Annotated in this window: 22 protein-coding genes; 16 read left to right on the top strand and 6 right to left on the bottom strand. The window is 60.9% G+C overall.

Annotated elements, in window-relative coordinates; all coding sequences use genetic code 11:
- Positions 1–120: 120 nt before the first annotated feature.
- From D0851_RS07250 to fabG, 3 genes are all read right to left on the bottom strand, one after another.
- Positions 121–744 (bottom strand): PEP-CTERM sorting domain-containing protein, encoded by a 624-nt coding sequence (locus D0851_RS07250; RefSeq protein WP_117618040.1) that lies wholly within the window; start codon positions 742–744, stop codon positions 121–123.
- 169 nt (positions 745–913) lie between these two features.
- Entirely contained in the window at positions 914–2,809 is a 1,896-nt protein-coding gene (locus tag D0851_RS07245; protein ID WP_117618039.1) for a PHA/PHB synthase family protein, read from the bottom strand.
- A 24-nt stretch (positions 2,810–2,833) separates the two neighbouring features.
- Positions 2,834–3,577: a 3-oxoacyl-[acyl-carrier-protein] reductase gene (fabG, locus tag D0851_RS07240; protein WP_117618038.1), complete on the bottom strand. Its 744-nt coding sequence runs from the start codon at positions 3,575–3,577 to the stop codon at positions 2,834–2,836.
- Positions 3,578–3,854: 277 nt separating this feature from the next.
- Between fabG and D0851_RS07235 the strand changes: the two genes are divergently transcribed.
- Genes D0851_RS07235 through hypE form a run of 11 tightly spaced genes read left to right on the top strand, consistent with a single transcriptional unit; the run spans position 3,855 to position 13,838 of the window.
- A complete protein-coding gene (locus tag D0851_RS07235; protein WP_117618037.1) occupies positions 3,855–4,991 on the top strand; it encodes a 4Fe-4S dicluster domain-containing protein in 1,137 nt (378 codons plus the stop codon).
- A complete protein-coding gene (locus D0851_RS07230) occupies positions 4,988–5,458 on the top strand; it encodes a cyclic nucleotide-binding domain-containing protein (RefSeq protein WP_117618036.1) in 471 nt (156 codons plus the stop codon). The genes D0851_RS07235 and D0851_RS07230 overlap by 4 nt, the downstream gene beginning before the upstream one ends.
- Positions 5,455–6,285, top strand: coding sequence for an FAD/NAD(P)-binding protein (locus tag D0851_RS07225; RefSeq protein WP_117618035.1), 831 nt, complete (start codon positions 5,455–5,457; stop codon positions 6,283–6,285). Before D0851_RS07230 ends, D0851_RS07225 begins: the two co-directional genes overlap by 4 nt.
- Before the next feature lies 1 nt (position 6,286).
- On the top strand, positions 6,287–7,069 hold the full coding sequence (locus D0851_RS07220; RefSeq protein ID WP_117618034.1) for an oxidoreductase: 783 nt from the start codon (positions 6,287–6,289) through the stop codon (positions 7,067–7,069).
- Entirely contained in the window at positions 7,059–8,348 is a 1,290-nt protein-coding gene (locus tag D0851_RS07215) for a Ni/Fe hydrogenase subunit alpha (protein WP_117618033.1), read from the top strand. Before D0851_RS07220 ends, D0851_RS07215 begins: the two co-directional genes overlap by 11 nt.
- Positions 8,341–8,841, top strand: a complete 501-nt coding sequence (locus D0851_RS07210; RefSeq protein ID WP_117618032.1) for a hydrogenase maturation protease — start codon at positions 8,341–8,343, stop codon at positions 8,839–8,841. Before D0851_RS07215 ends, D0851_RS07210 begins: the two co-directional genes overlap by 8 nt.
- Positions 8,831–9,115, top strand: coding sequence for a hydrogenase/urease maturation nickel metallochaperone HypA (locus D0851_RS07205; RefSeq protein ID WP_227539476.1), 285 nt, complete (start codon positions 8,831–8,833; stop codon positions 9,113–9,115). The genes D0851_RS07210 and D0851_RS07205 overlap by 11 nt, the downstream gene beginning before the upstream one ends.
- Positions 9,112–11,448 carry a carbamoyltransferase HypF gene (hypF, locus tag D0851_RS07200; RefSeq protein ID WP_117618030.1) on the top strand — a complete coding sequence of 779 codons (2,337 nt, stop codon included), beginning with the start codon at positions 9,112–9,114 and terminating at the stop codon, positions 11,446–11,448. The genes D0851_RS07205 and hypF overlap by 4 nt, the downstream gene beginning before the upstream one ends.
- Positions 11,421–11,696, top strand: coding sequence for a HypC/HybG/HupF family hydrogenase formation chaperone (locus tag D0851_RS07195; protein ID WP_117618029.1), 276 nt, complete (start codon positions 11,421–11,423; stop codon positions 11,694–11,696). The genes hypF and D0851_RS07195 overlap by 28 nt, the downstream gene beginning before the upstream one ends.
- A complete protein-coding gene (gene hypD, locus D0851_RS07190) occupies positions 11,693–12,799 on the top strand; it encodes a hydrogenase formation protein HypD (protein ID WP_117618028.1) in 1,107 nt (368 codons plus the stop codon). Before D0851_RS07195 ends, hypD begins: the two co-directional genes overlap by 4 nt.
- Positions 12,800–12,824: 25 nt before the next feature.
- Positions 12,825–13,838 carry a hydrogenase expression/formation protein HypE gene (hypE, locus tag D0851_RS07185; protein WP_117620316.1) on the top strand — a complete coding sequence of 338 codons (1,014 nt, stop codon included), beginning with the start codon at positions 12,825–12,827 and terminating at the stop codon, positions 13,836–13,838.
- Between the two features lie 61 nt (positions 13,839–13,899).
- On the opposite strand, the gene D0851_RS07180 is transcribed toward hypE, so the two are convergent.
- Both D0851_RS07180 and D0851_RS07175 read right to left on the bottom strand, forming a co-directional pair.
- The gene (locus tag D0851_RS07180) at positions 13,900–14,541 is read right to left on the bottom strand and encodes a TetR family transcriptional regulator (protein ID WP_117618027.1); all 642 of its coding nucleotides are present in this window, start codon (positions 14,539–14,541) and stop codon (positions 13,900–13,902) included.
- A 6-nt stretch (positions 14,542–14,547) separates the two neighbouring features.
- Positions 14,548–15,309: an SDR family NAD(P)-dependent oxidoreductase gene (locus D0851_RS07175; protein WP_117618026.1), complete on the bottom strand. Its 762-nt coding sequence runs from the start codon at positions 15,307–15,309 to the stop codon at positions 14,548–14,550.
- A 228-nt stretch (positions 15,310–15,537) separates the two neighbouring features.
- On the opposite strand from D0851_RS07175, the gene D0851_RS07170 reads away from it, so the two are divergent.
- The 4 genes from D0851_RS07170 to D0851_RS07155 all read left to right on the top strand — a co-directional run bounded on the left by D0851_RS07170 (position 15,538) and on the right by D0851_RS07155 (position 20,851).
- Positions 15,538–16,533 carry an NADP-dependent oxidoreductase gene (locus D0851_RS07170; RefSeq protein ID WP_117618025.1) on the top strand — a complete coding sequence of 332 codons (996 nt, stop codon included), beginning with the start codon at positions 15,538–15,540 and terminating at the stop codon, positions 16,531–16,533.
- A gap of 254 nt (positions 16,534–16,787) precedes the next feature.
- Entirely contained in the window at positions 16,788–18,149 is a 1,362-nt protein-coding gene (locus D0851_RS07165; protein WP_117618024.1) for a glycine cleavage T C-terminal barrel domain-containing protein, read from the top strand.
- Positions 18,150–18,204: 55 nt separating this feature from the next.
- Positions 18,205–19,134: a methylenetetrahydrofolate reductase gene (locus D0851_RS07160; RefSeq protein WP_117618023.1), complete on the top strand. Its 930-nt coding sequence runs from the start codon at positions 18,205–18,207 to the stop codon at positions 19,132–19,134.
- 13 nt (positions 19,135–19,147) lie between these two features.
- Positions 19,148–20,851 carry a formate--tetrahydrofolate ligase gene (locus tag D0851_RS07155; RefSeq protein WP_227539521.1) on the top strand — a complete coding sequence of 568 codons (1,704 nt, stop codon included), beginning with the start codon at positions 19,148–19,150 and terminating at the stop codon, positions 20,849–20,851.
- Here the strand turns inward: D0851_RS07155 and D0851_RS07150 are convergent.
- Positions 20,843–21,961 carry a GlxA family transcriptional regulator gene (locus tag D0851_RS07150; RefSeq protein WP_117618021.1) on the bottom strand — a complete coding sequence of 373 codons (1,119 nt, stop codon included), beginning with the start codon at positions 21,959–21,961 and terminating at the stop codon, positions 20,843–20,845. The two genes, D0851_RS07155 and D0851_RS07150, sit on opposite strands and share 9 nt — an antisense overlap.
- Positions 21,962–22,292: 331 nt before the next feature.
- Between D0851_RS07150 and D0851_RS07145 the strand changes: the two genes are divergently transcribed.
- Positions 22,293–23,675, top strand: coding sequence for an L-serine ammonia-lyase (locus D0851_RS07145; protein ID WP_117618020.1), 1,383 nt, complete (start codon positions 22,293–22,295; stop codon positions 23,673–23,675).
- Positions 23,676–23,694: the final 19 nt, after the last annotated feature.

Below are 23,694 nucleotides of genomic sequence, written 5' to 3'. Positions count from 1 at the left end.
AGGGCGATGTCGTTATGGTGGCACGTGATAGAGAGCGCGCCTAATCATCCATGATTATTGCGGAAGGCAAAACAAAAAAAGACCGCAAGATGCGGCCTTTTAACACGCAAGGTTTGGATGTTAGCCGCGGCGGCGCGCCATTCCCAGCCCCAGAAGCCCCAAACTAAACAGAGCAAGTGTTCCTGGCTCGGGTACTGCTACGGTTACTTTTACATCATCCAGAAAGTTACCAACGGTGCCAGTCTCGGGAACCACCGAGGTGAACATGATGCGAGTGTTGATTGCAGTGGCTACGAAGGAGTCGGAGAAGACGCTCCAGCCATTGGTCGTGTGGTCGGAGAGCAGCCAGGACATGGCCGCACCTCCGTCCGGAGTGACGGAGAACGCGAACTCTTCGGTGATGCTGCGTCGGGCCTGATAGGCAAAGCTCATGTCGTAGGCCTGGCCGATATCAGTGGCAATATCCTGGAAAATGCTAAACGCAGTGCCGGTGCCAGGATCGGAATTCAGTTCGGCAAACTGATCGCCTTGGTAGGCGGTTTCGCTGTTGAAGTTGTCCCAGATTTCGATACGGCTGCCATCCCAGCCAGCTACTGCACTGGCGTCAAAGGCCTGCCAGGCACCAGAAGCTACATCCGGATCTTCAAAACTGCCATTCACAATAAGGTTGGCACTGGCCGGTGCTGCGATGAAAAGAGAAACACTGAGAGTGCTGAGAACGGCGATACGGCTGAACAATGACATGGGGTACTTTCCTCAACTGCGTAGTTTTGATAGCCGGGAGTACTTAGCAATTGAGATGCCAGTTCGATATTTTTGTTGTTATTTCAATGTGCTTTCATCTTTCAGTCCTGCTTATGAGAAGACATGTGTAAGTTTATCTGACATACCCTGTTCATTTCTGTAACAGGTCTCACTGGGTGACTTTCGTACGTGCCGTTGTCCGTTTGCGTGGCGCTGTTTTTCGACGCGGAGGTTGTCGGGGCTTTTGCACAACCGGAGTCGGTGGCGCCGGCTGGTTCCGCACATAGGCGCCGGGCGCCGGCTCGATTACCGGCAGATTCCCTTCCGCGGCAGTACGGGCCTTCACTTCGCCACCGCCAAACTGTTCAGCCCAGGCGACCCAGTCGGGCCACCAGGAACCTTCGAACTGTTTGGCACCCTGAAGCCAGGCATCCGGATCCAGGTCGCTGTCCTCGTTGACGCGATAGCCGTACTTTTTCCGGTCCGGCGGATTGATGATCCCAGCGATGTGCCCCGAGCCGCCGAGGACAAAACGCACCGGGCCGCCCAGATAGCGTGAGCCGCGATAAGAGGAAATCCAGGGGGCGATGTGATCCTCGATGGCCGATGCAAAGTAACTCGGCACCTTGACTTTCCCCAGATCGATCGGGGTGCCCGCCAGTTCAATACCACCGGGCTCACGCAGCCGGTTGTGCAGGTACATGTTGCGCAGGTAGAAACTGTGCATGGTCGCCGGCATGCGGGTGGCATCCGCGTTCCAGTACAACAGGTCGAAGGGGGCGGTATCACGCCCCAGCAGGTAGTTGTTGACGAAGAAGGACCATATCAGGCTGTTGGCCCGCAGCATGTTGAAGGCGGTCGCCATGGAGGCACCCTCGAGATAGCCCTGTTTGTTCATGGCTTTTTCGAGCTTGCCAATGGCGTCCTCATCAATGAACACTTCCAGATCGCCGACCTCCGAGAAGTCCAACAGGCTGTTGAGGAAGGTGGCGCTCTTGACCCGGTCGTCGCCCCGGGCGGCCAGCCAGGCGAGGGTACAGCCGAGCAGGGTGCCGCCAATGCAGTAGCCGACCGTATTCAGTTCACGCTCACCGGTGGCTTGTTCAATGGCGTTCATGGCGGCGATGGGGCCTTCGAGCATGTAGTCTTCAAAACTCTTATGCGCCAGTTCCGGCCCGGGATTCACCCAGGAGACCACGAACACGGTGTGGCCCTGCTCGACCCAATAGCGGATGAACGACTTTTTCTCACCCAGATCGAGAATGTAGTACTTGTTGATCCACGGCGGTATCACCAGCAGCGGCCGACGGTGCACGGTGTCGGTGGTTGGCCGGTACTGGATGAGCTGCATCAGTTCGTTCTGGAAAATAATGTCACCCGGCGTGTTGGCCAGATTGTCTCCAACCGTAAAGGCGTCCGGGTCGGACATGCGAAAGGGCATGGGGCCGGCGCCCTCATCCAGATCGCGCAACAGGTTGGCCAGTCCGCGCAGCAGGTTCCTGCCCCGGGTCTGGATTGTCGCCCGCAGCACCTCGGGATTGCTCAGGATGAAATTGCTCGGGGCCAGGGCGTCGGTCATCTGGCCGGTGAAAAATCGCAGCTTGCGTCTGGTGTGGTCGTCCAGGCCGCGGACATCATCTAGGGTGTCCATGATCCAGCGATTCGACAGCAGGTAGGCCTGCTTGATGACATTAAAGGCCATGACCTCATTCCAGGCCTGGTCGCGAAAGCGCCCGTCGCCCGGCTCCGGCTCCATCACGGCCAGTGGCTTGTTGCTTAAGCTGCTGGCCAGCAGGCCCGAGCAGAACCGGGTGCTGTTCTTGAGAAGGCGCATCTGGGCCAGGATCAGGGTGTCCGGCTGGGTTGCGAGCCTGCCGGTCAGGGAAACAAAGGGTTTGGCCATGCTTTTGACGCTGACCGGGTTGGGATTGCCCCGGCTCAACCGGCGCAGGATAGAACGCTTCAGCAGATGGCCGCCATGCACACCCGCCCGTACCAGCGACTGGCGCACGACGTTGGGCTCGAATTCCGGCGGGGGGCTGGTCTTAATCGGTTTGTCAGCCATGGTCACACTCTCCAGCTGGCGGTGCTACATGTACACGCCGCCGTTAACGTTGATTTGCTGGCCGGTGATGTAGTCCCCTTCCGCTGCCAGGAACACCACCGCGCGGGCGATTTCCTCGGGTTGACCAAAACGGCCCATCGGCACGCGGGCAATGATTTGTTGGCGGATATTCTCGGGCACCTGGGCGAGCATTTCGGTTTCGGTAAAGCCCGGGGCAATGGCATTGACGGTGATATTGTACCTGGCCATTTCCAGTGCCAGGGTCTTGGTAAACGCAATGATACCGCCCTTGCTGGCCGCGTAGTTGGCCTGCCCGAAGTTGCCGGCCTGGCCGACGAAGGAGGTGATGTTGATGATGCGACCGTACTTCTGGTCCATCATGATGTTCAGTACTTCGGAGCAGGTTGCGTAGACGCTTCCCAGGTTGGTATCGAGGACGTCGTTCCAGTCATCGTCGGTGAGCTTCTTCATGGACTTGTCTTTGGTGATGCCGGCGTTGTTCACCAGGATGTCGATGCGCCCCCACTGGTCATGGACCTGACGTATCAGGCTCCGGGCCGCGGGCATCTGGGAAAGATCAGCCTGGATGGCCAGCGCCCGGACACCGGTCGCCTCAATTTCCTTGACGACCTCGTCTGCCTCGGGCTGACGCGAGCGGTAGTTGATGGCGACGTCGGCGCCGCGCTGGGCGAGCTGAAGGGCTATGTGCCGACCGATGCCGCGAGAGGCACCGGTGACGATGGCAACCTTGCCTTTGAGGTCTTGCATAACACTCTCCTTGAATGGCCTTGAACTACGGCTTGAGTAATCGTTGTTGTTCGACAACTTCTAGTTTCAAGCTAGCAGAGCCCCCACAAGGTCACAAGAAATCAACGCAAGGCAACCGGTCAGGCCGCGCGCATGAGTTATCGCCAACGCAAAGAATTTCAGTCACTTTACCCACCCCCCATTCCACCTTTGACAAAATCCCTGGACTTGCTAAAGCTTGTCGTGAGCAATCAGTTGATTCCTTATTTTCTGATTGCCAATCACGGAAGGTCTCCTCATGGACAACTTTGACGATGCCTCTGTCATCACGCGGGACGGCTTGCAGTGTTTGCTGGATGCATTGGCTGAGCGCGGGTATACGGTTTTTGGGCCAACCGTTCGGGACCAGGCCATTGTGTACGATGAGCTCGCCCGTACCGGGGAGCTTCCCGCCGGTTGGACGGATGAGCAGGATGGTGGTCACTACCGGTTGAAGCGGCGTTCGGATGAGGCGTTGTTCGGTTATGCCGTGGGGCCCCATAGCTGGAAACGTTTTCTTCACCCACCGAAGGTGTCCTTGTGGCAGGCGACTCGCAACGGCGGCGAACTCCGCTTTGTTCCTGCCCGGGATGATCCGCCTCGATATGCGTTCTTCGGGGTGCGCGCCTGTGAGCTGGCGGCGATCGGCATCCAGGATCGTGTGTTGCTGGGGGACGACTATGCCGACCCTCATTACCGGTCACGTCGGGAGCAGGCTTTTATGGTGGCGATCAACTGCTCAGAGGCTGGCGGCACCTGTTTCTGTGACTCCATGGATACCGGGCCCGACGTCAGGGACGGGTACGATCTTGCCCTCACCGAGCTTCTGGGCGACGACAGCCACCTTTTCCTTATCCGGTCGGGCTCCGAACAGGGGGCGGCGATTCTCGCCGAATTGCCCCGCAAACCCGCGACAGATGCCCACCAGGCCGCCGCCACCGCTGTGGTGGAGAAAACCCGCAGTCAGATGGGCCGGAGTATGCCGCAAACCGCCATCCCCGCCTTACTGATGGATAATCTGGAGCATCCGCGCTGGGCCGACGTTGCCGACCGGTGTTTGAGCTGCGCGAACTGCACCATGGTTTGCCCGACGTGCTTCTGCACCACGGTTGAAGACACCTCGGATCTGGAAGGCGCCAGCGCGGAACGCAGCCGGCGCTGGGACTCGTGTTTCACGTCGGATTTTTCCTATATTCACGGCGGCAGTGTTCGCAACTCGACCCGGTCCCGCTACCGTCAGTGGATGACCCACAAACTCGCTACCTGGGTGGATCAGTTCGGCACCTCAGGCTGTGTCGGTTGCGGTCGCTGCATCACCTGGTGCCCGGTGGGCATCGATATCACGGAGGAGGTTCGCGCCATTCACGATGATGTTTCATCGGGAGAAAGGCAATGAAAAACATTGCCCGGATCGTGTGCGAGCATCCGTTCTTCAAGGATCTGGATAGCGATTTCTGCAATCTGGTCAGCGGGTGTGCCCGCAATGTTCGGTTCAATCCGGGGGAATACCTGTTTCGCGAAGGCACAGACGCCGATCACCTGCACCTCATCCGCTATGGTCAGGTGGCTCTGGAAATCGCGGTGCCGGGAAAACCGTCGGTCTGTTTTCAGACGCTCCATGAAGGCGACCTGGCGGGGGTGTCCTGGGTTCTGCCCCCCTATCACTGGGCCTACGATGCACGCGCCATCACGCTGACCCGTGCCATCGCGATGGACGCCCACTGCCTGAGGAAGAAGTGCGATGATGATCCGGCTCTGGGCTACGAAGTCCTGAAACGATTGCTGCCGATTCTGACCAGTCGGCTTCACGCGACACAAATGCAGGTTCTGGATGTTTATGGTACTCCGGAGCAGCCCGAGTGATTTCAGACGATCTGATGGTACCCGAACCGGTTCGGGTTCTGCGCCGACAGCAGGAACTGGAAACCATCTGGACACTGGAACTGGAGCCGGGACCGGCCGGCAACCGGCCCTGTTTGCCGGGCCAGTTCAATATGCTCTATGTGTTCGGTGTGGGCGAGGTGCCCATCAGCCTGAGTGGTGACACCGGACAGACAGAGACGCTGGTTCATACCGTGCGGGCGGTGGGCCCGGTCTCCAGGAAGCTGGCGGCCCTGAAACCGAGGGACACCGTTGGCCTGCGTGGCCCGTTCGGTGTCGGATGGCCGATAACGGAAGGCGAGGGTGCGGATTTGCTGATTGTGGCCGGCGGGCTGGGATTGGCACCCTTGCGACCGGCCATTTATCACGTGTTGCGCCATCGGGAGAGGTACGGTCGGGTTATCCTGCTTTACGGTACACGCAGTCCCGGCGATATCCTCTATTCCGCTCAACTGGAGGCATGGAGCAAGCGTCCGGATATTGAAGTCTATATTACTGTGGACCACGCCGACAGTGACTGGCAGGGCATGGTCGGTGTGGTTCCGGCTCTGGTGCCGACGCTGGGCTTCGACCCTGAAGACACCCTGGCGATGGTGTGTGGCCCGGAAATCATGATGCGCTTCACGGTCAACGCGCTGCGGGGTGCCGGTGTTGAGGATGGGGCGATTTATCTGTCCATGGAGCGAAACATGAAATGCGCGCTCGGGCATTGTGGCCATTGCCAGTTTGGAGCGACGTTTGTCTGTAAGGACGGTCCGGTGCTGTCGTTTGATCGGGTCCGCGGATTACTGAACCTCAAGGAGTTTTGACATGGCGCGCCCGGATCACAAGCCACGCCTTGGCGTCTGGAAGTTTGCGTCGTGCGATGGCTGCCAACTGAGCTTGCTGGATTGTGAGGATGAATTGCTGCAGGTCGCCGGGGCAGTCGATATCGCCTATTTCCCGGAGGCCACCCGCGGCAGTATTCGCGGTATTTACGATCTGTCCCTGGTGGAGGGATCCATCACCACCGCCCACGATGCCGAGCGTATCCAGAGCGTGCGCCGGCGCTCGCGAACGCTGGTGACCATCGGTGCCTGCGCCACGGCTGGCGGCATTCAGGCGTTGCGTAATTTCGCCGATATTGATGATTTCATGGCGGCTGTCTACGCCCACCCGGAGTACATTGAAACCCTGTCCACCTCCACACCGATCACCGACCACGTGGCCGTGGATTTTGAATTGCGTGGCTGCCCCATCAGCAAACAGCAGTTACTGGAGGTGGTGTCGGCGTTTCTGTGCGGGCGACGACCGGTCACGCCGGCCCATAGCGTGTGTCTGGACTGCAAGCTCAGGGGCAATGTCTGTGTGATGGTGGCCCACGGAACGCCCTGTCTGGGGCCGATGACCCACAGCGGCTGCAATGCCTTGTGTCCGTCCTATAATCGGGGTTGTTACGGTTGCTATGGGCCCAACGAAAATCCCAACGCGCCTGCGCTGAGTGAGCGACTGGATCAGTTGGGCATGGGCCGGGCCGAGCGGTTGCGCTTTTACCGGACTTTCAACGCCTGGGCCGGCCCGTTCCGTGAGGAGAGCGAACGTCATGAGCCGTAAGACCATCAAGGTGGATTACCTGGCGCGGGTCGAGGGCGAAGGTGCCCTGAAGGTGACGGTCCGGGACGGCCAGGTGAGCGATGCGGAACTGCGTATTTTTGAGCCCCCGCGTTTTTTCGAGGCATTCCTGCGTGGGCGCGACTTTTCAGAGGCGCCCGATGTGACCGCCCGCATCTGTGGTATCTGCCCGGTGGCCTATCAGATGAGCGCTGTCCATGCGATGGAGAACGCGCTTGGTATCGAGGTGGAGGGGCCGCTGCGGGCATTGCGCCGGTTGCTGTACTGCGGGGAGTGGATCGAAAGCCACGCCCTCCACATTTACATGCTGCACGCCCCGGATTTCCTGGGGTACGCCGGGGCGGTGGACATGGCCCGGGATTATCCCGACATCGTCAAACGGGGGCTGTCCCTGAAGAAAGCGGGCAATGCCATCATGACGCTGTTGGGCGGTCGGGAAATCCATCCCATCAATGTGCGAGTGGGCGGATTCTATCGAACGCCGACCCGCAAGGAACTGGAGCCGCTGGCCGACACCCTGAAACAGGCCCGGGAGGACGCCCTGGCAACCGTGCGCTGGACGGCCGGGCTGGACATGCCGGAGGCCGGGCGGGACTACCACCTGGTCGCACTGCACCATCCGGACGAGTACGCCATGAACGTCGGGCGTATTATGTCCAATCGTGGGCTGGATATCGCCGTAGCGGATTACAATCGCCACTTTGTGGAGTCCCACGTGCAGCGCTCTACGGCGCTGCACTCGCACTTGCGTGAGCATGACTGTTATCTGGTCGGGCCGCTGGCGCGCTACAGTCTCAATTTTGGCCAGCTCTCGCCACTGGCCCGGGAGGCGGCCAAAGAAGCTGGTTTGGGTGTTACTTGCAACAACCCGTTCCAGAGCATTGTGGTGCGCAGCGTCGAGGTTGTGTATGCCTGTGATGAGGCTCTGCGTGTGATTGCCGGATACCAGGAACCTGAGCGACCGTTCGAACCGGCCGAGCCGAGGCTCTCGGAAGGCTTCGGTTGCACCGAGGCCCCACGCGGTCTGCTGTTTCACCGTTACCGGCTTGATGAAAACGGTGCCATCCTCGAGGCGCAGATTGTGCCGCCCACGGCACAGAACCAGCCCAGCATTGAGGCCGACCTGCAAGAGCTGGTTGGCGGCTGGCTCGATTTGCCGGCCGATACCCTGCGTGAACGCTGTGAGCAGACCATCCGCAACTACGATCCCTGCATCTCCTGTGCAACGCACTTTCTCAAACTGGATGTCCGCCATGAGTGATGTTTCCCGGCCCATCAGGGTTGTTGGTATCGGCAACCGGGGTCGGGGGGATGATGCCCTCGGACCGCTGGTGATGGATGCCCTTGATGACCGTTTGCCGGAAACTGTCGACGTGGTTGAGCACAGCGGCGAAGTGGCCGGACTGGTGGACCTGATGACTGGCGCCGAAGCGGTGTACCTGGTCGATGCCGCTGTCATGGGGCTGGAGCCGGGGCACCTCCGGGTGTTCGACGCCAGCGCCGCGCCGCTGCCAGCCCTGGGAGGCGCGTTTTCGTCCCATGCGCTGGGGCTGTCTGAAGCGATTGAGCTGGCGCGCGCGCTCGATGTGCTGCCTCCGGTATGCCGGGTGTTTGCGGTGGAGGCGGCCAGCTTCGAAGCGGGCGACGGGCTGTCAAAACCGGTTGCGGACACCATTCCCGGGGTGACTCAGGCGGTGATTGATGCCATCGAAAAGGACACAGGATGCAGGATTCAGGAGAGCGATGATGCATGAAACGGCGCTGGTCAGGAACCTGATTCACAGGGTGGAGAAGCTTTGCGCGGACGAAGAGGCCGAACGGGTGGTGGAGGTTGCGGTATGGCTAGGCGCGCTGTGCCATATGTCGCCGGAACATTTCACCGATCACTTCCGTCAGGAGGCAGCCGGTACCTGCGCGGACCAGGCCCACCTCCGGATTGAAACGTCTGATGACATCAATCACCCCAATGCCCAGGATGTGCTGTTGCAGAGCCTGGAGCTGGAAACGGAGGATGGGTCGGGCCCATGAATGACAGATGCCGGGCGGAGCCCTCGCCAGTTCGTTGGCGTGTTCGTGTTTATGGCGTGGTTCAGGGCGTGGGGTTTCGGCCTTTTGTCTATCGCCTGGCGACAGGGTTGGGGCTGACGGGGTGGGTTGGCAATACCCCGGAGGGCGTGATCATTGAGGCTGAGGGTCGTCCCGAGGCGTTGCAGAACCTGGTGGATGCGCTCAAGCAACAGGCTCCGGTGCATGCGTGCGTGGAGGCGGTGTGTGCGGAACCGCTGGCCAGGCCTGCGGCGTTTCAGGCGTTCCGCGTACGCGAGAGTGAGGAGCGGGGCGCTGCCACCACACGTTTACCTGCGGATTTGGCGCCCTGCGGTCAGTGCACCGGGGAGCTGCACGATCCCGATAATCGGCGTTACCGGTATCCCTTCATCAGCTGCACTTACTGCGGTCCCCGCTACAGCCTGATCGAGGGTTTGCCTTACGATCGCGAACGCACGGCGATGAGGTACTTTCAAATGTGCCCGCGTTGTCTGGCGGAATACCGTAATCCGGAGAGTCGGCGCTTTCATGCCGAGCCCAATGCCTGTCCGGAATGCGGTCCGCGTGTCGCATTTTGCCAAGGTGATGGCTGCGTGCTGGCGGAAGGCGAGGCCGCCTTGTCCGAGGCGGTCAGGCGGCTGAGGGCAGGTGGCATCATCGCGCTTAAAGGGCTGGGCGGGTTTCAGCTGCTTGCAGATGCCCGCAATAGTCACTCGGTGCAGACGTTACGCGCACGAAAAGGGCGGCCCCGAAAGCCGCTGGCAGTCATGTTTGGTTCACTGGCATCTTTGCGGCAGATGTGCCCGGTCTCCGGGCCCGAAAGCCTGTTGCTCATGGGGGCCGAGCGGCCCATTGTCCTGCTCCATGCGCGCAACCATGATCTGGCGGCCAACCTCGCTCCGGGCAGGGCGGATCTGGGCGTGATGCTGCCTTGCACCCCGTTACACGATCTGCTGCTTGGTGATCTGGGGTTTCCCGTTGTTGCCACCAGCGGTAACCGCAGTGGCGAACCGATTGCCATCGACAACGAGGAAGCCCTGGTGCGCCTGGGTGACCTGGCGGACGGATTTCTGGTTCACGATCGCCCCATTTTACGACCACTGGATGATTCCGTGGCCCGGGTGGTGGCGGGGCGTACGCAGTTGCTTCGCCGTGCACGTGGCTACTCCCCGAACCTGGCCCTGCCCATCCAGGTGCCTCCCGGCCGGGGCGCCACCGGAGGCCACCTGAAAACCACCGTGGCCATGAGCACCCGCGCCGGCGTAGTGTTGAGCCAGCACCTGGGCGATATGGACAGCATCCTGAGCCGGAAAGAGCTCGATCGCACCACGGATAATCTGCAGCAACTGTTTGCCACCATTCCCCGGCACTGGGCGCACGATGGCCACCCGGACTATTACACAACGCGCTACGCCCAGGCCCGTGGTGAGGAACAATGCGCTGTCCAGCATCATGTGGCCCACATAGCGGCCGTGATGGCTGAGCACGGGGTCAATGAGCCGGTGCTTGGGGTGGCGTGGGATGGCAGTGGTGTTGGCGACGATCAGACCTTGTGGGGCGGAGAATTCCTGCGCCTGGACTCACAAGGTTACGAGCGCGTGGCGCATCTGCGGCGATTCCGGCTGCCAGGTGGCGAGGCGGCCATGCGAGAACCCCGCCGTTCGGCCTTCGGGCTGCTGTATGCCTTGATGGGGGCGCAGGTCATGGAGTGTCAGGCACTGGCCCCGGTGAACAGCTTTTCCAAAGCGGAAAGAAAGCTGTTGATTCAATCGCTCAAGGCCGGCTTGAACGCGCCGGAAACCTCAAGTGTGGGCCGGCTTTTTGACGCCGTAGCCGCGCTGACTGGCATCTGCCTGCAGGCCAGTTACGAGGGGCAGGCAGCGGGCGAGCTGGAGGCAGCCCTGGATCGCACTGACACTGCATCTCCCTACCGGTTCGAGCTGTCGGTGCCGGAAGCCGACCGGCCCTGGCAGGTTGATTGGGCGCCGGCGGTTTACGCATTGTTGGAAGACCTTCGGAGGGGGAAGCCGGTATCCGGGATTGCGGCGGGCTTCCATCAGGGGCTGGTCAACGCCATTGTGGCAGTGGCGAAACAGGCTAAACTGTCGAGAGTTGTGTTGGCTGGCGGCTGTTTCCAGAACGCCTGCCTGCTGGAATTGACCATAACAGCCCTTGAGGGGGCCGGATTTCAGGTGTTCTGGCCGTGCCGGCTGCCGCCCAATGATGGCGGTCTGGCGGTGGGTCAGCTGGCCTGGGCGGCCGGCGCTCTTTGGGGCAGGGAGGGGGCATGTGTCTGGCCGTGCCGGGACGCGTGATCAGCATTGAGGGCGACGATCCACTCACCCGTCAGGGGCGCGTCGATTTTGGTGGCATCGTCAAGCCGGTCAATCTGGCCTACGTGCCCGATGTACGAGAGCAGGACTATGTGCTGGTGCATGTGGGGTTTGCCATTACCATTGTGGACCCGCATGAAGCCGAGCGCGTTTTCCATTACCTCGAGTGCCTCGAGACCCTGGAGCAGGAGGCGGACGAGCTGGAGCCAGGAAGGCCGGTGCCGCAATGAAGTACCGTGACGAATATCGCGCGCCCGATGCTGCCCGGGGGTATGCCGATGCCATTGCCCGCATCACCACCCGTCCCTGGACTCTCATGGAGGTATGTGGGGGGCAGACCCACGCCATCGTTCGCTTCGGGATCGATCAGTTGCTGCCGGAAGCAATCTCCCTGATCCATGGTCCGGGGTGCCCGGTGTGTGTGACTCCCATCGCCTACATTGACAAAGCCCTCGAAATCGCCGCGCTTCCACGGGTCATCCTATGTACTTTCGGCGATATGCTGCGAGTGCCCGGGACCCAATCGGACCTGTCCGCTGCCAGGGCGCGGGGCGCGGATGTCCGGGTGGTGTATTCGCCGCTCGAGGCGCTGACGGTGGCCCGGCAGAATCCGAGGCATGAAGTGGTTTTTTTTGCCGTCGGATTTGAAACCACAGCCCCGGCCAATGCCATGGCGGTCTATCAGGCCCAGCGGGAGGGGCTCGGGAATTTCTCGGTGCTGGTCTCGCAAGTGCTGGTGCCACCGGCGATTCGCGCCTTGCTGGAGCGCCCGGGCAACCGGGTTCAGGGGTTCCTGGCGGCCGGCCATGTCTGCACGATCACCGGGTATGAAGAGTATGAACCCATTGCCCGTAAGCACGGCGTGCCCATTGTGGTGACCGGCTTTGAACCGCTGGATATCCTGGAGGGAGTCTACCGCTGCGTGCGTCAGCTGGAGCAGGGTGAGAGCTGTGTTGAAAACCAGTACAGCCGGGCCGTCCGCCGCCCGGGGAACGCCATGGCCCAGCAGGTAATGCAGGCGGTCTTCCAGGTGGTGCCCAGGCAATGGCGGGGCATGGGAGACATACCTGACAGTGGTCTTGGGTTGTCACCCGCCTACCGATCCTACGACGCAGAAACCCGTTTCGGCGCAGTGAACGGCGAGGCTGAGATGCGGGGTGACTGCCTCAGTGGGGCAGTGCTGCGGGGCGAAATCCGCCCGGACCAATGCCCCGCCTTCGGCTCCCGCTGCACTCCGGAACGCCCCCTCGGCGTGACGATGGTGTCCGAGGAAGGCGCCTGCGCCGCCTATTATCGTTACCGACGACCGACCGGAGGTTCAGCGCGTGAGTGACAGCTGCGACAATCATTGCCCGCCGATGAACGATGACCATGAGGTGGTGAAAATAGCCCACGGTGGTGGCGGCCGGGCCATGGCCCAGTTGCTTGATGGTATTTTTCGTCCGGCGTTTGATAATCCCTGGCTGGCACGGCAACACGACGGCGCCGTGGTCGATATGCCCGGTGCCATGGCGTTCACGACGGACTCCTACGTGGTGCGGCCGCTGTTCTTTCCGGGTTCTGATATCGGTACTATGGCGGTGCATGGCACGGTCAACGACCTCGCCATGTGCGGGGCCAGGCCGCAATACCTGAGTGCCGGTTTTATTCTCGAAGAGGGTTTGCCGCTGGCTACGTTGCGCCGGGTTGTCGATTCCATGGCTGCCGCAGCCCTCGAAGCTGGCGTGCAAATCGTGACCGGCGACCTCAAGGTGGTGGAACGCGGCAAGGCGGATGGTTTGTACATCAACACCGCCGGAGTCGGGCGAGTTGTGGCGCCACAGCCGGTGGCGCCTGCCCGGGTGCGGCCTGGCGACCGGATTCTGCTCAGTGGCGACCTTGGACGCCACGGCGTCGCAGTGATGACTGCGCGGGAGAAGCTTGACCTGGAATCGGCGATTGAGAGCGACTGCGCTTCGGTCGCGCCGCCGGTCCTGGCGTTGCTGGAAGCGGGGGTGGATGTGCATTGCCTTCGTGACCTTACCCGCGGAGGCCTGGCCAGTGCGTTGGTGGAAGTCTCGGAAAGTGCCGGGGTGGCAGCGGAGATCCGTGAGGCCGATATCCCGGTTCGCGAAGATGTGTCTGCCTTTTGCGAGCTGCTGGGGCTGGACCCACTGCATGTGGCCAACGAAGGCCGCTTTATCGCCGTCGTGGCTGAACCGGATGTTGCCCGGGCAGTGGATGTGCTCCGGAGGTACCCGGTGAGCGAGGCGGCCGTTGAAATCGGCCATTTTGTGCAAGGGGCCGCCGGCTTGGTTACGGCTTCCAGTATGATTGGCGCCAGCCGGGTCATCGACAGACTCTCCGGCGAACAGCTGCCCCGTATATGCTGAAGCAAAGGGCCCGGAAGTATTGCTGATCTTGCTGACTTGTGCTCGAAAACCTGGGCTCAGCTCATGGCTGGGCCACAAAAGCACAGGTCAGTGCCCGAAGATGGCTCCGCAGCGTCGGCTCGAACGCCATTTTGAATACCGTTAACGGCGGTTGTTCCATGGCCTTGCGCGCGGCGGCGGGCGGATGGGTCATATGCCAGCATCCGATCAGCGCCTGTTGGCATTGCATGAGAAAATGAAAACAGGCGGCGTCATCGCGACCGCTGGCGGACTTAATGGGTGCTGCCAGCTGTTGTGATTGTTCCAGTAAGAACAGTTTGAAATCGCGGGCCTCCTGCTCGGTCAGCCCGGTTTCCAGGGCAACGTGTAATATGGCGGTGAGGCCGCAAAAAAGAGGATGCGCGACCAAGAGTCCGGTCAGATCCTCGGGCAACGTCATCGACTCTCTGGATTGCGCCTCGTGCACCACGGCTCTGAAAGCACGCTTGTAGACGGCGATGAACAGCAGCTCTTTGCTCCTGAAATATCGGTACAGCGCAGCCTTGGTCAGCCCACTTGCTGCTGCCACATCGGCTAGTGTCAGCTTGTCATAGCTGCGACTAACGAACAGCTCTGCCGCCGCATCGAGAATCTGCTGTTCCCTTGTGATTTTTTCCGCTTCCGTGCGTGCGCGCTGCTTGCCACCACAAAGCCTGATTGTCATCGTTTCTTACGCCTGTAACCAGCCTGCGAGGCGCCTGGTAATGAGTCGGGGGGAAAGTTTGCCCAACCATACCATCAACCGGTTACGCAGTCCCGGGATGACGATGGCACTGCGGCGTCTGGCCAGTGCTGTGGTTGCCACCGCTTCGGCTGACATGGTGCCGGCTTTGAAGAGCCTGGTGTCCGTCATATTGGCTTCAGCTGCGAACTCTGACGCTGTCGCTCCCGGGCAGAGTGCGCTTACGGCAACGCCTGAGCCTCGTAATTCCTCGTGCAGTGCTTCGGAAAAGGACAATACAAAGGCCTTCGTGGCGTAGTAAATGGCCATGCCGGGCCCCGCCTGAAACGCTGCGGTGGAGGCGACGTTAACGATGAAGCTGTCCCGGTTCTCTTTCAGGTTGGGCAGGAGTTTCCAGGTCAGCGCAACCAGCGATGTCACGTTCACCTGAATCATGTTGAGCTGGCGTTCCAGTGAGAGGTCGCTGAAGCTGCCGCGGTCGCCAAAACCGGCATTGTTGATCAGGCCGGTAAGCTTCCATCCGGCTGAAGTAACGGCCGAGACAACGTTTTCGGCGCCCTCGGCTGTGGCCAGGTCGGCAGCCAGAACCTCGACGGATACGCCGGATCTTTCTGAAAGCTCGGTAGCCAGGGAGGCCAGGCGGTCTTCACGACGGGCCACAAGAATCAGGTTCTGCTTTTCGGCAGCCAGAGCGCGGGCGAACTCTTCGCCTATGCCGGCACTGGCGCCGGTGATGAGCACATAGTTCATGGTGTTTTCCTTATTAAGTGAACGATGGTCACTTAATATACGGCTGTCTCTCTGTTGTGTAAATAACCTTTGGTTACTAAGTTTTGGCGTTCTGGATTAGTCTTTGGGCGTCTTTGAGAAACCCGGCGTGGGCAAGGACTACGGTCGTGCCCTTTTAAGGAAGGGCTCCTGTCCCCATATCAGTGATTATCAACGGTTCTTTCACGCACTGCAGGAGATAGTCAGCCAATGAGTACCTATAAAGCGATTAACCTGGTGAAGCGGCCTGCGGGGACTGTCGGCCCGGAGCTGTTCGAGGTGGTGGAAAACACCGTTCCGGAACCCGCCGAAGGTGAATTTCTGGTCCGGCAGACCTATATGTCTCTCGACCCGGCCATGATGGGCTGGATGAGTGAGGACACCGATAGCTACATTCCCCGGGTGGAGTTGGGTGACGTCATGCGTTCATCGGGCATTGGCGAGGTCGTCGCTTCGAATCACCCGGATTTTGCCGTGGGTGACCAGGTCATGGGGATGTTTGGCTGGCAGGAAATGGCCCTGACGGATGGTACGGGCGTGAACAAGGTGGATAAAAGCCTGCCGCCGGAAATGGTACTGTCGGTTTTTGCCCTGCCCGGTCTGACCGCCACCCAGGGGCTGTATGGTTATGGTGACCCCAAGCCGGGTGAAACCCTGGTGGTATCCGGTGCCGCCGGCTCTGTCGGCTCGATCGTGGGGCAGTTGGCCAGGGCCGATGGTCTGCGGGTTATCGGTGTCGTCGGCAGCGATGAAAAGGCGGACTGGATTGTCAATGAACTGGGCTTCGACGGTGCCGTGAACTACAGGACCGACGACCTGGGCGCGAAACTGGATGAACTGGCCCCGGAGGGTATCGACGTCTACTTCGAGAACACCGGTGGTCCGGTCCAGGACTACGTGTTCGAGCGGATGAATGCGCACGGCCGTATTGTGGTGTGCGGAATGATTGCCGATTACACCTCAGCGAACCCTCGTCCCGGCCCCAACTGGATGCGCATCATCAAGAAACGCCTGTCGATCCAGGGTTTCACCATGCCTGATCATTGGCACAGGACGAAGGAGCTGCACGCCAAGCTCACACCCTATGTTCAGAAGGGACAGATCAAATACCGGACACACGTTCTGGAAGGGTTGGAATCGGCCATGAACGGCCTGAACCTGTTCCTGACCGGCGAGAACAAGGGTAAGTTGATGGTGAAGCTTTAATCCGGCGCGGCTGCTGTTATCCGGCCGCGTGCTGATCGAGGCGCAGCCGGTCGGTGCCAGTAAGGCTGTGAGGCTACGTACTATGGCAAGCGATTTTTTCGGTGGCCTGACACGGGTTATCCAGCGGTGCTTTTCTGGAGCTGCGGCCAACCCTCTGCCGCTTTTAGTCGAATCCGTGTCGTATTGGTTCCTCCCGGAAAACCGAAAGACGGTCACATTAGGGCTATCGACAACCCGGTAAGGGGGAGATAGCAATGGCCGTTAAATTCGAACAAGTACCTCAGGATGATCCGCAACAACGGGCCGGTGCCGCGCGCCAGCCCGACAGCGTCGACCAGTCGGATCGCCGCGTACCCATCAACCTGCGTCAGTCCGGCCCCACGCCGGTGGAGATGCTGATTTCCACACGGGTCCGCAAGTCGCCGTATTGGCACCTGGCCTACGAGGCGGGCTGCTGGCGGGCGACCGTTTACAACCGCATGTACCATCCCCGGGGTTATGTCCGCCCGGAAGACGGTGGTGCCATGGTGGAATACGAGTCGCTGATACACGACGTTACCATGTGGAACGTGGCGGTGGAGCGCCAGATCCAGGTCAAGGGTCCGGATGCGGAGCGCTTCGTGAACTATGTGATCACCCGGGACGCTACCAAGATCAAACCCATGCGGGGCAAGTACGTCATCCTGTGCAACGAGGACGGCGGTATCCTCAATGACCCGGTATTGCTTCGGGTGGCCGAGGACGAATTCTGGTTCTCCCTTTCCGACAGTGATCTGGAATTCTGGCTGCGGGGCGTAAACGTCGGTATGGGCTTCAACGTCAGCATCGCGGAAATCGATGTGGCACCGGTCCAGATCCAGGGTCCCAAGTCCGAGGCACTTATGACGGATCTGTTCGGTGAGGGCGTGAAAGACATTCCCTACTATGGACTGATGGAAGGCCAGGTGGCGGGCCACGATGTCATCGTTTCCCAGACCGGTTTCACCGGAGAGAAGGGTTACGAGATTTACCTCAAGGAAGCGACTAAATACGCCGAGGACCTCTGGTACACAGTGCTTGCGGCCGGTGAACCGCACAACCTGCGGGTGATAGCGCCCGCACACCATCGCCGGATAGCCGCGGGCATTCTTTCCTGGGGCCAGGATGTGGATCAGGAAACCCTGCCATTCCAGTGCAACCTGGCCTACCAGGTGCCGCGCAACAAAGATGCGGATTATATCGGCAAGCAGACGCTGGAGAAGGTTCGTGAGCAGTTGGATGCCGGTCGTCCGCCGTTCAGCCACATTATGGTGGGCATCCGCTTTGGCGGCGGCAAGGTGACTGACTACGCCAATGATTTCTGGCTGATCAGCGGGCCCGATGGTGGCGAGCCGGAGGGCTATGTCACGTCACCCTGGTACTCGCCGGAACTGGAGACGAACATCGCGCTGGCCTATGTGCCGTTTGATCTGAGCAGTATTGGCAGCAGCTTGACCGTGCACCTTCCGGTGGAATATGCCGCGGCGGATGGCTCAACCGCTGTGGAGGCGGAGGTGGTGGAAGTGCCCTTCCGGCCATCGGTGAACCCCAACGCCCGTGAACGGGCCCGGGCGAAGGGTATTGACTTCGCCGACTAGCCTAACGGGAAGGGCAGGCGGTAGCAGGCACCGGCAGCAAGGGGGTACGCGGCTTATGAAACTGGCGAGCGAAAAACAGGCGTCCAACCCGCGCGATGAGGCGGCGGCGGAACGGCTTCGCGCCCTGGTGCGCTCGGCTTCGATTGAGGCGACACCCCGCCAGATACTGGCAGCGGAAGATCTGCCGGACCTGCTGCCCGAGGGCACCTGTGTCTATGTGCCATTCCTGCCAAAAGGGCAATTCAGCGACACTCTGGAAGCCTGCCGGCACCTCCTCAATATGGGCATGCAGCCGATCCCCCACGTACCCGCCCGTATGGCCGAGAGCCGCGGGCAACTGCGGGACTGGTTGGCACAGCTCGATGAGAGCAGGGTTGACCGGTTGCTGCTGATTGCCGGCGACAGCGATGCGGTGGTCGGCCCCTTTCCGGACACTCTGGCGGTGCTTGAATCCGGCTTGTTGGCGCAATTCCGGTTTCGTGGTATTGGCGTGGCTGCCCATCCGGAGGGGCATCCCATGGCGGACCGGGCCACGTTGACCCAAGCCCTGAGCGTCAAGCGTGAATACGCCCGCACCACAGCCACGAGGCTGTGGGTGGTGACCCAGTTCACTTTCGACGCCGAGGTGGTCATCGACTGGCTGCAGAGCCTGGGCAATATCCTGGAAGAGGTGCCTGTCTACATCGGAATGGCCGGGCCGACGCGGGTAAAAACCCTTATTGCCTATGCCGCGCAATGCGGGGTGGGGGCGTCTGCCCGCATGATGCTGCGTCGCCCGGGCAGCGCCAAACTACTGCGCGCCTGGACGCCTGACGGCATGGTGCGAGCGTTGGTCCAGTACTGCCTGGACAACCCGGATACCCTGCTCCGGGGTATTCATCTCTTCCCATTCGGCGGTCTGCGCCAGTCGGCGCAATGGATTCAAGAGCACAGCGGGTCCGTTGAGGGCCAGAGAGGGCAGTTCCATGAGTCTTCAGTACAGTAAACTGACATCCGTAATGCCGGCGATTGCGGAGTTTCCGCCGCCGGGCACCCCGGACATTGAGATCGCCCGCTCGGTCCAGCCCCAGTCCATTCTGCTGTTGGCCCAACAGCGTTTTGGACTGCCGGGTGAAAGCCTTGTGCCTTTCGGTCACTACAAGGCCAAGCTGGATATGGCCTATGTCGATACCTCCGCTACCGCGCCCCGGGGCAAGCTGGTGCTGGTGACCGCCATTACCCCAACCCCGGCCGGCGAGGGCAAGACCACCACCAGCGTGGGGCTGAACGACGGCTTCAACCGCCTGGGTGTGCGTTCTTCCGTGTGCCTGCGGGAGCCGTCCCTCGGCCCCTGCTTTGGTATGAAGGGCGGCGCTGCTGGCGGAGGCCGGGCGCAGGTGATTCCGATGGAAGACATCAACCTGCATTTCAACGGCGACTTCCACGCCATTACCACCGCCCACAACCTGCTGGCATCGCTGATCGACAACCACATTCACTGGGGCAATGAAGCCGGGCTGGACCCACGTTACGTGAGCTGGCGCAGAGTCATGGACCTGACTGATCGCTCCCTGCGCAACATGGTGTGTGGCCTGGGTGGCGCAGCCCATGGTGTGCCCCGGGAAACCGGTTTCGATATCACGGTGTCGTCAGAGATTATGGCTATCCTGTGCCTGGCGGACGGGCGTGCGGATCTGAAGCAGCGATTGGGTAATATCATTGTTGGCCGGCGTTCCGATATGACACCGGTCACCGTTCGTGATCTGGGGGTTGAAGGCGCGCTAACCGTGCTGTTGAAAGAGGCGCTGCAGCCGAACCTGGTGCAGAGTCTGGAGCATAACCCGGTGTTCATCCATGGTGGCCCCTTTGCCAATATTGCTCATGGCTGTAACTCCGTGACTGCCACTCGTGCGGCCCTGGCTCTGAACGACGTTGTGGTGACCGAAGCCGGCTTCGGTGCGGATCTTGGTGCGGAAAAGTTCATTGATATCAAATGCCGGCACACGGGCTTGCGGCCAGACGCCGCCGTGGTGGTCTGCACCATTCGGGCCCTCAAGATGCAGGGTGGTGTCGCCCGGAGCCAGTTGGGCACTCCCAACCTGGCCGCGGTGCGGGACGGTGCCGCCAACCTGGAGCGACACATCCGCAACCTGCAGCAGTTCGGCCTGACCCCAGTGGTGTGCATCAACCGCTTTCCCGGCGATACTGAAGACGAGATGGCGCTGGTGCAGTCCATCAGTGAAGAGCTGGGCGTGAGGGCAGTGCCCGCCGACCACTGGGCAACCGGCGGCGAGGGCGCAACGGAACTGGCCCAGGCTGTGCTCGACCAGATGGACGAAGGCACACCGGAGGTGAAATTCCTCTACGAGGACAGCCTGCCGTTGGCGGACAAGATCCGCACCATAGCCACCCGTATCTATCACGCGGGAAGCGTTGAATTTACAACCCTGGCCAAACAGCAGTTGGAGGAATACGAAAGCCTGGGGTTCGGCCACCTGCCGGTGTGTATTGCCAAGACCCAGTACAGCTTCTCGGCGGACTCGACCGTGAAGGGTGCGCCGTCCGGCCACATGCTGCCGGTCAGGGAAGTGCGCCTCGCCGCTGGCGCCGGGTTTGTGGTAGCGATTTGTGGCGACATCATGACCATGCCGGGCCTGCCCCGCCGTCCCGCGGCACTGGATATCGCCCTTGATGCGAACGGCCTGGTTGTGGGGCTAACCTGAACCGGTGTCCTCGAAAATACCGTAGGTTGGCTCGGTGCGCGCACGTCTCAGTGCCTGCAGGGAAGAGGAAGGCAGACTGGCCATGGTATCGGTCAGGACATTGCCGGCGGGGCCCAGGCCCTGGGAGTAAACTTCCATTCGCTCGTATTTGGGCGCGCGCCCCATGGTTTTGCGATAGCAGCGACTGAAGTGGGTGGCGGAGACAAATCCGCACATGGAGGCAATCTCCACAATGGAGCAGGATGTCTGTTTGAGCAGCCGGCGTGCGCGGTTCAGCCGCACCCGCAGGTAGTAGCGTGAGGGCGTGCAGCCCATGTGCTTGAGGAACAACCTTTCCAGTTGTCGGCGTGATATCCCGGCCAGTGTCGCCAGTTCCTGAAGTTCGATGGGCTCTTCAATGTTGGCTTCCATCAACTGGGCGGCTTCCGCCAGCTTGGGTTGCGCGCGGGCCAGGCCCGGATGCATGGGCATGGGTTGTTGTTCACTTTCCTCCCGTACCCGGTCACAGACAAACATGTGGGAGACCGCGTTGCTGAGTTCCTGGCCATGGCGCCGGGCCAGGAAGCTGAGCATCATGTGCATGGGCACCGTGCCACCGGTGCAGGTCATGCGTTCCCTCTCTACAGTAAACAGGTGGTTGTTGGTCTGGACCCGTGGAAAGCCCTCCTGCATGGCTTCCAGGCATTCCCAGTGGGCGCTGCAGGCGTGGCCGTCCAGCAGGCCGGCACTGGCCAGCACATAAGCGCCGGTACAGACAGCCCCCAGCAGGACATGGCGCCGGGCCATCTGTTTCAGCCAGTTGACTTCCTTGCGGGAGAAACTCCGGGTGACATCAATGCCGGCAACAACGATGACCAGATCGAAGCCGTGCTCTTCCTGAATGGACGCATCCGGCACCATGGTGATGCCGTCACTGGCGCGGGCAGGGCCGCCCTCGGCGGTAAGCAGCTTCCAGGAATAGAGTTCGGCGCCTGCCAGTTGATTGGCCATGCGCAGGGGTTCAACCGCGGTGGCAAGGGCGATCAGAGTGAAGTTGTCGATCAGCAGGAAGCCGACCCGATAGGGCTGCTGGGCGGGCCTGTCTGTGTGCGAGCCGGTATCAGTGGTCATCAGCAACCCCCTTGCCCTGCCTGGGCCAGCTTTGGTGGCCGGTAACGGGATGTCTGTGTCGACCACCCTAACCTGAACACTAGCTGCTGCACTGGCATTGTGCAATAAGTGATCAGCTCCACGTTGGTTTCATTCTAAGGGGGTGGCTAAGGGGTGGCTAAGGGGGTGGCCAGAGTGCCAATGGTTCAGATGCGACACCGGCGATTCCAGGATGGTCTCAACGCCACCTGCCCTGCTGTCGTAAATCATCTTGTCAGTGTCGTCAGAGAGCATGCGGCGGGGCCGCATTGGCGTTATTGTTGGAGTGTGTCCCTCAACAGGAGGCCTGAAATTGGCGATCAGTCTGTTTGAGCTGTTCAAGGTCGGTATTGGCCCTTCCAGTTCCCACACCGTGGGGCCCATGGAGGCGGCACGACGGTTTGCCGGGGCTCTTGTGACCGAAGGGCTGCTTTCTTCCGTTTGCCGGCTCAAGGTGTCCCTGTACGGCTCTCTTGGTGCCACCGGCAAGGGCCATTGCACCGGCCCTGCGGTAATGATGGGGCTGGAGGGCGAACGACCTGACCGGGTCGATCCTGAGGAAATGCCGGCTCGCCTTGAGCGGATTCGCGACTGCGGAATCCTGTCGATCGCAGGGCAACACCCCGTTCGCTTCCGTGAGAATAACGATCTGGTCTATTACCGTCGCAAATCACTGCCTGAACACCCCAACGGCATGGTCTGCCAGGCCTTCGACGGTGAGGGGCAGTGCCTGTACGAAAAAACCTATTACTCGGTAGGCGGTGGGTTCGTGGTGGATGCGACCGCTGATGGCACCCTGAAAGTCCGCGAGGATGATACGCCACAGCCATACCCCTTTAACAGCGCCAAGGCGCTGCTGACGCTGTGTCGGGAGCACGACCTGACCATCGCCGACATCATGCTTGCCAACGAGCAGGCCTGGCGCACGCCGGGTGAGATTCGCAGCGGCATTCTGGAGCTATGGCGGGTGATGAGGGAGTGCGTACAGAGCGGCATTCACCACGAGGGCGAATTGCCCGGTGGTCTCAAGGTCCGGCGCCGGGCCGCGTCGCTGTATCGGTCGCTGATGGACAAGCAGCGGGTGGATCTGATTTCACCGTCCCTGAGTGCGCTGGACTGGATCAATCTCTATGCCCTCGCCGTCAATGAGGAAAATGCCGCCGGGGGGCGGATTGTAACGGCGCCAACCAATGGCGCGGCAGGCGTTGTTCCGGCTGTGCTCCACTATTACTGGGAGTTTTGTCCGCAGGCGAACGAGGAGGGCATTTTGCGCTTCATGCTGACCGCCGGGGCGATTGGCGTGCTGTTCAAGGAAAATGCGTCCATTTCCGGGGCCGAGGTGGGATGCCAGGGCGAGGTTGGTTCGGCCTGCGCCATGGCTGCTGCCGGCCTTGCAGCGGCGACGGGCGGTACCGCGGAACAGGTAGAAAACGCCGCCGAAATTGGCATGGAACATCATCTGGGCATGACCTGTGACCCCATTGGCGGGCTGGTGCAGATTCCCTGCATCGAGCGTAACGCCATGGCCTCGGTGAAGGCCATTGATGCCGCGATTATGGCGCTGCGGGGTGACGGCAAGCATTACGTGTCCCTGGACAAGGTGCTGCACACCATGCGGGAAACCGGCCGCGACATGCTGGACAAATACAAGGAAACCGCCAGGGGAGGGCTGGCGGTCAACATCATCGAGTGCTGACCGCCTTGCCTCTTGTCTG

Source organism: Marinobacter sp. Arc7-DN-1, assembly GCF_003441595.1.
GTDB classification, from domain to species: Bacteria; Pseudomonadota; Gammaproteobacteria; order Pseudomonadales; family Oleiphilaceae; genus Marinobacter; species Marinobacter metalliresistant.
Note: the sequence above shows the minus strand (reverse complement) of the source record. Positions and strands in the feature narration are given on the sequence as shown.

Coding starts and splice junctions, on each gene's coding strand:
- D0851_RS07205 (WP_227539476.1), top strand. CDS start 8,831: ATGATGCATGAAACGGCGCTGGTCAGGAACCTGATTCACAGGGTGGAG.
- D0851_RS07160 (WP_117618023.1), top strand. CDS start 18,205: ATGAAACTGGCGAGCGAAAAACAGGCGTCCAACCCGCGCGATGAGGCG.
- D0851_RS07230 (WP_117618036.1), top strand. CDS start 4,988: ATGAAAAACATTGCCCGGATCGTGTGCGAGCATCCGTTCTTCAAGGAT.
- D0851_RS07170 (WP_117618025.1), top strand. CDS start 15,538: ATGAGTACCTATAAAGCGATTAACCTGGTGAAGCGGCCTGCGGGGACT.
- fabG (WP_117618038.1), bottom strand. CDS start 3,577: ATGCAAGACCTCAAAGGCAAGGTTGCCATCGTCACCGGTGCCTCTCGC.
- hypD (WP_117618028.1), top strand. CDS start 11,693: ATGAAGTACCGTGACGAATATCGCGCGCCCGATGCTGCCCGGGGGTAT.
- hypF (WP_117618030.1), top strand. CDS start 9,112: ATGAATGACAGATGCCGGGCGGAGCCCTCGCCAGTTCGTTGGCGTGTT.
- D0851_RS07165 (WP_117618024.1), top strand. CDS start 16,788: ATGGCCGTTAAATTCGAACAAGTACCTCAGGATGATCCGCAACAACGG.
- D0851_RS07245 (WP_117618039.1), bottom strand. CDS start 2,809: ATGGCTGACAAACCGATTAAGACCAGCCCCCCGCCGGAATTCGAGCCC.
- D0851_RS07250 (WP_117618040.1), bottom strand. CDS start 744: ATGTCATTGTTCAGCCGTATCGCCGTTCTCAGCACTCTCAGTGTTTCT.
- D0851_RS07195 (WP_117618029.1), top strand. CDS start 11,421: ATGTGTCTGGCCGTGCCGGGACGCGTGATCAGCATTGAGGGCGACGAT.
- D0851_RS07180 (WP_117618027.1), bottom strand. CDS start 14,541: ATGACAATCAGGCTTTGTGGTGGCAAGCAGCGCGCACGCACGGAAGCG.
- D0851_RS07155 (WP_227539521.1), top strand. CDS start 19,148: ATGCCGGCGATTGCGGAGTTTCCGCCGCCGGGCACCCCGGACATTGAG.
- D0851_RS07215 (WP_117618033.1), top strand. CDS start 7,059: ATGAGCCGTAAGACCATCAAGGTGGATTACCTGGCGCGGGTCGAGGGC.
- D0851_RS07220 (WP_117618034.1), top strand. CDS start 6,287: ATGGCGCGCCCGGATCACAAGCCACGCCTTGGCGTCTGGAAGTTTGCG.
- D0851_RS07210 (WP_117618032.1), top strand. CDS start 8,341: ATGAGTGATGTTTCCCGGCCCATCAGGGTTGTTGGTATCGGCAACCGG.
- hypE (WP_117620316.1), top strand. CDS start 12,825: ATGAACGATGACCATGAGGTGGTGAAAATAGCCCACGGTGGTGGCGGC.
- D0851_RS07235 (WP_117618037.1), top strand. CDS start 3,855: ATGGACAACTTTGACGATGCCTCTGTCATCACGCGGGACGGCTTGCAG.
- D0851_RS07175 (WP_117618026.1), bottom strand. CDS start 15,309: ATGAACTATGTGCTCATCACCGGCGCCAGTGCCGGCATAGGCGAAGAG.
- D0851_RS07150 (WP_117618021.1), bottom strand. CDS start 21,961: ATGACCACTGATACCGGCTCGCACACAGACAGGCCCGCCCAGCAGCCC.